Raw genomic sequence first — 8,958 nt, 5'->3', positions numbered from 1 at the left:
GCAATTGATCCTCGGGACTGGGATCGAACCAGAGTTCGATCACGTCGTACGGTTCGCAAAAATCGACAAGGGATAGATCTTTGCGGTCCCGGATGGCGCGCGGCCAGCGGATCCCCCAATCCGACCAATGATCACCCGGTGGAAGTGTCCCCGAACGCGCGCCGCAAAATAAGCAACAAGCATTTCAGGTGGAGGCACGGGTCCCCACTGGAAGCGAAAAGAGAACATCACGACGATTTCGGCCAGCGCCGATTTTGCGAGCGCAAAGCCGGACGAACTCGTCAGGATCAGACGCTTCATGCCCCCAACTCCCCACGCAAAACGAAACGGGCGCCGAAGACGTCGGCAACTCAACGTCCTCAGCGCCCGCTCCTCGCGAAACTTGACTGGTGTTAAGCCCCTACTCCTCCGTCGGCTCCTCGCCGTCGGCGTCGCGCTCGGGATTGCCGGCCAAAATCTGCTCGGCGATCAAGCCAGAATTCTGGCGGATCGCGGTTTCGATCTTGGCGGTGACATCGGGGTTAGCCTTCAGGAACGCCTTGGAGTTCTCGCGGCCCTGGCCGAGGCGCTGGCTGTCATAGGAGAACCAGGCGCCGGACTTTTCGACGATGCCGGCCTTGACGCCGAGATCGAGGATCTCGCCCATCTTCGACACGCCCTCGCCGTACATGATGTCGAATTCGACCTGCTTGAAGGGCGGTGCCAGCTTGTTCTTCACCACCTTCACGCGCGTGGTATTGCCGACGACCTCGTCACGCTCCTTGATCGCGCCGATGCGGCGGATGTCGAGGCGGACCGAAGCGTAGAACTTCAGCGCGTTGCCGCCGGTCGTGGTTTCCGGCGAGCCGTACATCACGCCGATCTTCATGCGAATCTGGTTGATGAAGATCACCATCGTGTTGGACTTGTTGATGGAGGCCGTCAGCTTGCGCAGCGCCTGGCTCATCAACCGCGCCTGGAGACCTGGCAGCGATTCCCCCATCTCGCCTTCGAGCTCGGCCTTCGGCACGAGCGCCGCGACCGAATCGATCACCATCACGTCCACAGCGCCCGAACGCACCAGCGTATCGCAGATCTCCAGCGCCTGCTCGCCGGTGTCCGGCTGCGAAATCAGGAGGTCGTCGATGTTGACCCCCAGCTTGCGCGCATAGACCGGATCGAGCGCGTGCTCCGCATCGATGAAGGCGCAGATGCCGCCCTTCTTCTGCGCTTCCGCCACCGTGTGCAGCGCCAGCGTGGTCTTGCCCGAGGATTCCGGCCCGTAGATCTCGACGATGCGCCCCTTGGGCAGGCCACCGATGCCGAGCGCGATATCGAGCCCGAGCGAGCCGGAAGACACCGCCTCGATGTCCATCGAACGGTCGCTCTTGCCGAGCTTCATCACCGAACCCTTGCCGAACTGGCGCTCGATCTGAGAGAGCGCGGCAGCCAGGGCTTTACTCTTGTCCATGGAAGATCCTTCGACGATACGCAGTGCAGTGGCGGACATCTGGTCGTGCTCCTTATGACGGGGATTCGCGAGAGGGACAAACGGTTGGCGAAGCGGGCCGGCGATAAAAAGCAACGTACACTGTTTGTTCCGGGTTCGCAATATGTTCTTTTGCGCTCCAGACTGCCGTTCGTATTTTAACCCCTAGTGTCCTAAGCTGAATTTCGCGTTGTCCTAATTTGTTCGCGACCGCCGCAAGGTCGCCCAGCTCTGTTCATGCCTCAAACAGACTAGGCGGTTGTGGGTATATCTAGGTCCCAGAGAACACTTTGCGAACGTCGGTGCCCCGCCGGCGAAACTCGCAGTTCTGAGTGTCCGAATTCGTTATTAACGAGCCAAGCTCTGTTCATGACCGCTGTTCCCGATTGCCAGCATTCGGCCAGTTCTGTTCCTGTCTCTGATGATCCAGGCGCTCCCCGCCTAGCCCGAATGGGGTAAGCCTATTGGTTTTGGGAACAATCTGCGTGGCGGCGCGTCGGTTTGGGGCCCCCAGCCGAAAGGTGCCCCCCCGACTGCTGGAGGAAAACCCCATCAAGCGGGTTGGCGGCCCCCCATTGGGGCCGTTTAAATTCCAAGTTGAGGCCGCCTCGGTTGGCGGCCTCTTTCATTTCATGACAGGGATCTCGCCAAGATCCTTAAAACAACCCCATGCAAAGTAGCCGGGCCGTACCGTGCCCCCCGGTGACACCGAGTTGATTTCGACAACCCCTTAAACCGTTTATCACCGGCGGACGCCGACCGGGGAGCGGTGGAAAAGATGCCTTCGCTTGTCTTCAAGATTGCCGCTGCCGGACTTTCGATCCAAGGTCGGGACTGAACGAGCTAGCAAAGGGCATGGCCGTTGCAGTATCGCTCACGGTCGTTGCGGCCGTCCTCATCGCCGCCGTCCACAGTCTTGTGCCGTGAAGCGTCTTGGACCATGAAGCGTCTTGGACCATGAAGCGAGCAAGGCCACCCCGCCTGGCGGCCTCTACTCTCCGCGCATGCCGGCCTACAGCACGGCCAACAGAATGAGCCCCACGACCAGCACAACAAAACCCATCGCCGTCGCGGCGGCGAATGATCGCTCTACGTTATCCATATGCCACCCCTGATCGGCGGGCCACGTTCCCCCATGGCGTCGCCGAACACCCTGAGTCTCCTCAATCGCTGTGTCGTAATTTCTGCGAGTGGGTGTCGGAATTGGGACGGGATTCGTGCTTGAGATGGCAAAGCGACCTATTCGCAACCCGACCTTGAACAGCCGGTCGCCCGCTTGCATGTAAGCTCCCTGTAAGCTGCAGGGGTTAACTTGGCGTGGCTACGGTGTTGCAGCCCAGCACCTCAGCCTCCAATAACCTTCTGCCCCGCCCGGCTCTCCCCTGGCGGGGCTTTTTTGTTCGCTGTCCCATCCTAACGCGATGATATTGGGGTGTCGGACTGGATTGCGCCGAATCCGAAATGACTGTACCGCGAAGCGCCAGAAGATGATCACGCTCGCCTTGCGCACCACTCGCAAGCAAGCTCTGTCTTCACCCGTGTCGGTTTGATCCGAACCGCACGGCCTTTCGCAAGACGGTCACACCGCGCTGCGCACTCACGCTGCATATCGCGCTCACGGCGCGTATCGTTCGCGGACATGTCGCTGGTGGAACCCGTGGTTCTCCGGCCATGAACAAAGTTCCTGCCCACTGCCGCGACCGGCGGCAGCCCCGGTCAGCTCGGATAGTTGCTTCGCCCGCCCTCCCGGTCGTGCATCTGAAGGATGCGGACGAAATCTGCCATGCTCGAACGGTCGCCGCCCTCGCTTGCGCGCAGGTTGTAGCCGTCTGTCTCGGGCCGGGCGCGCTGCCAAACCCGCTTGAGGAAGTCGACGATCAGCTTCATGGAATCCGAACGCGCCGGGTTTGAGCTGAATGGCTCTGGATGAATCCTTGCCGAGCCAATGCGCGGTCAGCCGACTGGTTCCCCACGGCCCAGCCGAAATTTGCGCTGCACCATAATGCAGGAACGTGTTTCGATGACGTCTTCGTTTGTTTCGCTCACGTATAGATCAAGGATTTCGTTGCATTATCTATGGCTTAGCGGCAAATTCGACGGATAGGGGGCAGAATATTAGGACGTTCAACATGTTACGTTAACCGTAGGTGAATCGTGGAGGTAGGCCATGAATCACAGGGGCATTGAGTTCACCGTGGCCAAGACGGCGATACAAGGCGTCTGGCAGTGGCAATTCCGCATCGGTGAAATGGTCAAGACCGGCAAGACCGAGACCAAGATCGATCTGCTTGCCATCCGCCGCGTGCAGCTGCGTATCGACCGCGAGCTGAAGGCCATCGATCGCAAGACGGCTTGAGCCGGTCGCGAGGACTTTGTCAGCTAGACAGCGCCGTACCCCGTTGGGTGCGCAGCAATACGCATTGGCCACCCAGTTTTGCTGCTCATGAATCCCGTAAAGTTCCGGAGTTGATCTGCCTGCGGTTTGGGATTCCACTGCGCGCCTCATGGCCTGGGGGCTCGGCCATCACGCGATCGGTGCCAGCCATGCCGCTCTACTTCTTCCGGATCCGGAACGGGCGCTATTCGGGCTCATCGGAGCAGGCCAGCGAATTTCCCGACCGCGATGCAGCCTGGAAGGAAATGACCCATGTCTGCGCCGACATGGCCGCCGGCATCGCCCGCAAATTGCAGGAGAACTCCGAATGGCACATGGAGCTTCTGGACGAGGCCAAGCAACCCGTCTTCCGGATTAGAATCGTCGCGGAGTCCTTTGATTAGAGCGCAGCTGGCGCGCGCCTAGCCACGTCCGGCCGCCCTGCCCTCCATCTTCCCGGCCGCCTCCCTGGCCGCTTCGCGCTGGCGCTTCCGCCGCAGATCCCTGGCACGAATGAAGCGCGCCCCGACGCGCTCGCCATTGCGCCAGGTCAGGATGCAGATCCGGATTACCTCGCCGCCGGTCGTGAACGACAGGCCGAACACTTTCGGCACCGGCAGCGCACCGACGTCGAGAGACACGCCGTCGTCGGAGACATCGACGATCGTGCATTCGATCCATGGCGCATCGGGCGCGGGAATCAGAAATCCGGGCCTGTAGAGATCGACCCGCACATGTCTGCGTGCGCCGAGATCTTTGCGGTGCCGGGCCATCGCTCTCCCCTGGAAAAGGAGACTCTAAACCGCAATGCTTTGAATGGGGTTTCCGAAACAGACTCAAAGTTGCTGCAAGCCGAAGATCGCTTCGAAGCGACCCTAGTCCGCGCTCGGCAGGCGGCGCATCGTGAACTCGATGTCGCCGCCAGGCAGTTCGCGCCAGCTTTCGACCTCGCTCATATAGCCGGCCTTGGGATAGCGAGCGAAGAAGGCCTGAGCCTTCGCCCTCGCCGCCTCGCGCGGCAATGTGAAGGTCTCGCGCAAATAGCCGTCGTCCGCCTTGCGCCGGCGCGCCATCCGGTCTGCAAGATCCCGCGGACGAAACACCATGCCGCTACTCCTTCAGCCCTACGCCCCCCCTCGAATATAGGAGATCGGGGAACGAAGAGGAGTCCGGCCGACCGGGGCGGTCAGTTGGCAGTCGGAGCGGTCTTGGTCTTCTTGGCCGCAGCAGAGGTCTTTGGCGCGGGGGCGGCCTTAGGGGCATCGGCGCGCATCCCGCCCCAGGGATCGTTCGCGGCCTTGGAGTCCGGGATCTTCTTCAGCGTCTCCTTGTAACGCTGGTCGCGCTCGGCATCGGCCGCTTTCTCATCGTCTGTCTTGCCCGGTCCATCCTGCATCATATTGATGTGAGGCATCGCATTTTGCGCGTAGGCCGGGCCGGCGAGCACAGCCAGCAGCGCCGCCATACGGAAAACCTTCATCACGTCACTCCATTGATCATCGACGTCGAACCGGCGCGTCGTCAGCCGTAACGCAGCATGCCCGCGCGACCCGCTAGAAGCGGTCCGATTTGCAGGATTTTGGCGATTGCAGCCAGTCGTCCCAGATCGGGCCGCATTTGGTGCACCCGCCCAGCGCCAGGCCGACCAGGCCCAAGCAAAACACCAAGACAAATCGCCGCAACATCGTCCACCCTGTTCCCAAGCGCGGCATCATAGGGGGCGAAGTCGGGCATTTTCAAGCCAAGGCAGAAGCGCCCGGGACGAGGTGACTTTGCCGTGCCATACCGGGCAGAATGGCCGAAACATCGGGCAACAAGGGGGAAACGGAATTCATGCCAGTGCAGCCAACGACCGAATTCGGAATCGAGGAGGCGAGACGCGTGCTGGGCGACGTGTTCGCGCCCTGGGTTCAGGACCTGGGTCTGTCGGTCGAGCGCATCGACCACGAACCGCCGCCGAACGATACGGACTGGCAGCCAGGCGCAGTGCTGCGCATGGCCTTCTCGGAGCGGCTGTGCCGCAGCGGCGGCGTGGTCTGCGGCCAGGCCCTGATGGCGCTCGCCGACACCTCAATGGTAATCGCGATCCTCGCCGCCAACCGCGGCTACCGGCCGATGACGACCGTCGACCAGACCACGCACTTCATGCGCGCGGTCTCATCGTCGGACGTTCTGGCGGATGCGAAGGTGGTGCGGCTCGGACGCACCATGAGCTTCGGTCGTGTCACGCTGTTGTCCGCCACCGACAACAAGCCGGTGGCGATGGTCTCGAGCGCCTTTGCGATGCTGCCGGGTTAATTTACTTGCCCAGCACTTCGTCGGCTGCGGTGACGATGCTGACCGTCGGGTTGTTGCCGCAATAGGTGCCGAACTTCTTGGCATTGTCGACGAACACGTCGGTGTCGATGATCGCGTTGTCCTCGTCACCCTTGTACCAGCCGTCCATCCAGGTCAGCACCAGCTTGATGGTGTCGTCGCCGCTCTCGAGGAACTGCTTGCAGCTCATGGTCGATAGATCAAGCTTGGTGGCGTTGACGGGAGCCGACGACAGCGTGACGGCGGCAGCGAACAAAATCGAAATCGTGGTCTTCATCAATATCTCCATTGGCGGGGACGCCACAATTGATCAGCCTCTTTGCGAGGCCGTGGGAAGCGCGTGCGCAACGCACGCGCCCGCCGCGCATTGTCGTAAACGAAGTATTAAGCGCACGGCAAGCACGACGTACATTGAATTTAGTTCGATGTAATTTCTGTGCCGTAATTTATGCTCTTTCAGTTTGGAATAACGGACATGATTGAGAAGCGTGCAGCGCAGCGACATCGGGTTTTCAAGGGTGCGACGATCACCTTTGAAAGCCGCGGCGTTGCGTGCACGGTGCGGAATTTGTCGAGCGGAGGCGCTGCAATCGACCTCGACGGCGGCGTTTTGCTGCCGCCATCGTTTACTCTGTCGATCTCCAGCGATCACTTCGTGCACAAGTGCCGCACCGTGTGGCGCAACGACAAACGCCTCGGTCTCGCCTTCGAACACTAACGCGCGAGGCTGTGAACCGCGGTTCGCAAAACGCGTCTTTCGCGCCTGGGGTTAGACGGCCCTGCGGCGACTCATGCGCCAGCGAAAGCCAGCGATGACGAGTGCGATCACCACGAGCATCAGCACGACGAGCGCGGCCCAGAACCGGCCGCCGGGACGATCGAGCGTGCGCGACATCAGCGAGGGCGACTCCCCTTCCCGCGCCAGGCGGAACGCGACCACGCTGTCGCCGATCGACGTGCCGCCTTCCGAATGGCCGCCGGCGCCGATCGCGACATATTGCTCGCCCTTCCAGAGATAGGTCATGGGATTGGCAACGCCGGGCACGGGCAGCCGGCCCTGCCACAACTCGCGTCCGCTTTTCGCATCGAAGGCGCGCAAGTAGGCGTCCATCGCACCGGTGAAGACGAGACCGCCCGCCGTGATCGCGACGCCGTTGACGAGCGGCGTCCCCCACGCAAATGGCAGGCCGAGCGGCGCGAGATCCTCGGTGGTGCCGACCGTGGAGCGCCAGAGGATCTTGCCGGCCTTGAGGTCGACCGCGACCATCTCGCCCCATGGCGGTTTGACGCAGATCAGCCCCATTGGCGACATCACCACCGAACGCGACATCGCGAACGGCGCGCCCTGCTGCTGACCGAAATCATGGCCAGGCGGCGGATTGAAGCCGGCTGCGTCCGCACGCGGGATCAGCTTGATGAGATGCGCAACCCGGCTGGTGTTGGCATAGAGGATCTGGTTGACGGGATCGAACGCCGCGCTGCCCCAGTTCACGCCGCCGCCGGTGAACGGAAACTCCAGCGTGCCCTGTGTCGAGGGCGGCGTGAACAGGCCCTCGTTGCGTGCCGCCGCGAACTGCTCTTTGCAGGCGGAGCCCATGCCGGGAATCAGCGAGAAGGTATCGTCCGCCGAAATGGTCTGCTGCGTCAGCGCCGGCACATGGGTCGGGAACGGCTGCGTCGGCGACAGCTTTTCGCCCTCAGCCGCGCTTTGCGGAACGCTGCGCTCCTCGACCGGCCACACCGGCTTGCCGCTGTCGCGGTCAAGCACGAACACGAAGCCGTGCTTGGTCGGTTGGATCACGACGTCGCGCTGGCCTTCGCCGGTGTCGATGCGCGCGAGCGTCGGCTGCGCCGGCAGATCGTAATCCCAGAGATCGTGATGCACGGCCTGGAACGACCATGCGAGTTCGCCGGTCTCGATGCGCAGGGCAACCACCGAATTGGCGTGCTCATTGTTGCCGGGCCGCTTGCCGCCCCAGAAATCCGGCGACGGCGAGGTGGTCGGCAGGAACACCAGTCCGCGCGCCTCGTCCACCGACATCGGCGCCCAGACGTTGGCGTGGCCGGCTTCGATGCCGTCGTGCTTCAGAGGCTCAAAGCTCCAGCGCGGCTGGCCGCTGCGCGCGTCGAACGCGCGCACCGTACCCGCCGGCGCGTTGACGCGCCGGTTGTCGCCGATCGCAGAGCCAACCACGACGACGCCACGCCCGACCGCAGGCGGCGAGGTGATCTGGAATTCGCCGGGCCATTCCAGCTTCATGCCGACGTCGATCCTGACCTCGCCCTTGTCGCCAAAACCGGCACAGGGAATTCCGGTCTTCGCATCGAGCGCGATCAGTCGGACATCGTTGGTGCCCATGAAGATGCGGGCGCGGCACGCAGCATTCGAGGGCGCCTGATCATCGACCCAATAGGTTACACCGCGACAGACGAAGCGGTTTGCGGGACGATAATCGGTCCTGATCTTCGGATCATAGCGCCACTTCTCGGCGCCTGTGCCGGGATCGAGCGCGATCACCTCGTTGAAGGGCGAGCAGAAGATCAGGCTGTCCTCGACGAACAGCGGCGTCGCCTCGAACTTCGTTCTCTTCATCACCTCGCTCGGACGCGCCACGAGATCGCCAGTGTGATATTCGAAGGCGCGAACGAGATTGCCGACATTGTCGGGCGTGATCTGCTTCAGTGCGGAGTATCTTTGACCGCCGGCATCGCCGCCCCAAAACTCCCAGCCGGAGGCCGGACCCAGCCCAAGCATCAGGACAGCGAAGAGGCCGACCAGATGACGCAGGCGGATCATGGG

12 protein-coding genes are annotated in these 8,958 nt (G+C 62.2%); 4 read left to right on the top strand and 8 right to left on the bottom strand.

Going from position 1 to position 8,958, the window contains the following annotated elements; genetic code table 11:
* Positions 1–39: 39 nt before the first annotated feature.
* The 3 genes from Q3C01_RS41075 to Q3C01_RS41065 form a co-directional block, all read right to left on the bottom strand.
* Positions 40–300: a hypothetical protein gene (locus tag Q3C01_RS41075; protein ID WP_458151036.1), complete on the bottom strand. Its 261-nt coding sequence runs from the start codon at positions 298–300 to the stop codon at positions 40–42.
* Positions 301–400: 100 nt separating this feature from the next.
* Positions 401–1,489 (bottom strand): recombinase RecA, encoded by a 1,089-nt coding sequence (gene recA / locus Q3C01_RS41070; protein WP_027527840.1) that lies wholly within the window; start codon positions 1,487–1,489, stop codon positions 401–403.
* Between the two features lie 1,695 nt (positions 1,490–3,184).
* A complete protein-coding gene (locus Q3C01_RS41065) occupies positions 3,185–3,355 on the bottom strand; it encodes a hypothetical protein (protein WP_458151035.1) in 171 nt (56 codons plus the stop codon).
* A 280-nt stretch (positions 3,356–3,635) separates the two neighbouring features.
* Between Q3C01_RS41065 and Q3C01_RS41060 the strand changes: the two genes are divergently transcribed.
* On the top strand, positions 3,636–3,824 hold the full coding sequence (locus Q3C01_RS41060) for a hypothetical protein (protein WP_458151034.1): 189 nt from the start codon (positions 3,636–3,638) through the stop codon (positions 3,822–3,824).
* 188 nt (positions 3,825–4,012) lie between these two features.
* Positions 4,013–4,246 carry a DUF6894 family protein gene (locus Q3C01_RS41055; RefSeq protein WP_458151033.1) on the top strand — a complete coding sequence of 78 codons (234 nt, stop codon included), beginning with the start codon at positions 4,013–4,015 and terminating at the stop codon, positions 4,244–4,246.
* A gap of 18 nt (positions 4,247–4,264) precedes the next feature.
* Here the strand turns inward: Q3C01_RS41055 and Q3C01_RS41050 are convergent, their stop codons facing one another.
* From Q3C01_RS41050 to Q3C01_RS41040, 3 genes are all read right to left on the bottom strand, one after another.
* Positions 4,265–4,615, bottom strand: coding sequence for a hypothetical protein (locus tag Q3C01_RS41050; RefSeq protein ID WP_458151032.1), 351 nt, complete (start codon positions 4,613–4,615; stop codon positions 4,265–4,267).
* A 102-nt stretch (positions 4,616–4,717) separates the two neighbouring features.
* Positions 4,718–4,948 carry a hypothetical protein gene (locus tag Q3C01_RS41045; RefSeq protein WP_458151031.1) on the bottom strand — a complete coding sequence of 77 codons (231 nt, stop codon included), beginning with the start codon at positions 4,946–4,948 and terminating at the stop codon, positions 4,718–4,720.
* Positions 4,949–5,028: 80 nt separating this feature from the next.
* On the bottom strand, positions 5,029–5,322 hold the full coding sequence (locus Q3C01_RS41040; RefSeq protein WP_458151030.1) for a lysozyme inhibitor LprI family protein: 294 nt from the start codon (positions 5,320–5,322) through the stop codon (positions 5,029–5,031).
* 353 nt (positions 5,323–5,675) lie between these two features.
* Between Q3C01_RS41040 and Q3C01_RS41035 the strand changes: the two genes are divergently transcribed.
* Positions 5,676–6,140, top strand: a complete 465-nt coding sequence (locus Q3C01_RS41035) for a PaaI family thioesterase (protein WP_458151029.1) — start codon at positions 5,676–5,678, stop codon at positions 6,138–6,140.
* Position 6,141: 1 nt separating this feature from the next.
* Here the strand turns inward: Q3C01_RS41035 and Q3C01_RS41030 are convergent, their stop codons facing one another.
* On the bottom strand, positions 6,142–6,435 hold the full coding sequence (locus tag Q3C01_RS41030) for an HdeA/HdeB family chaperone (protein ID WP_458151028.1): 294 nt from the start codon (positions 6,433–6,435) through the stop codon (positions 6,142–6,144).
* A gap of 198 nt (positions 6,436–6,633) precedes the next feature.
* On the opposite strand from Q3C01_RS41030, the gene Q3C01_RS41025 reads away from it, so the two are divergent.
* Positions 6,634–6,876 carry a PilZ domain-containing protein gene (locus Q3C01_RS41025; RefSeq protein WP_458151027.1) on the top strand — a complete coding sequence of 81 codons (243 nt, stop codon included), beginning with the start codon at positions 6,634–6,636 and terminating at the stop codon, positions 6,874–6,876.
* Between the two features lie 51 nt (positions 6,877–6,927).
* Here the strand turns inward: Q3C01_RS41025 and Q3C01_RS41020 are convergent, their stop codons facing one another.
* Positions 6,928–8,913 (bottom strand): pyrroloquinoline quinone-dependent dehydrogenase, encoded by a 1,986-nt coding sequence (locus Q3C01_RS41020; protein ID WP_458151038.1) that lies wholly within the window; start codon positions 8,911–8,913, stop codon positions 6,928–6,930.
* Between the last annotated feature and the right edge of the window lie 45 nt (positions 8,914–8,958).

The organism is Bradyrhizobium sp. UFLA05-109 (assembly GCF_054185165.1).
The sequence above is the reverse complement of the archived record's forward strand: the minus strand, read 5'-3'. Positions and strand labels throughout refer to the sequence as shown.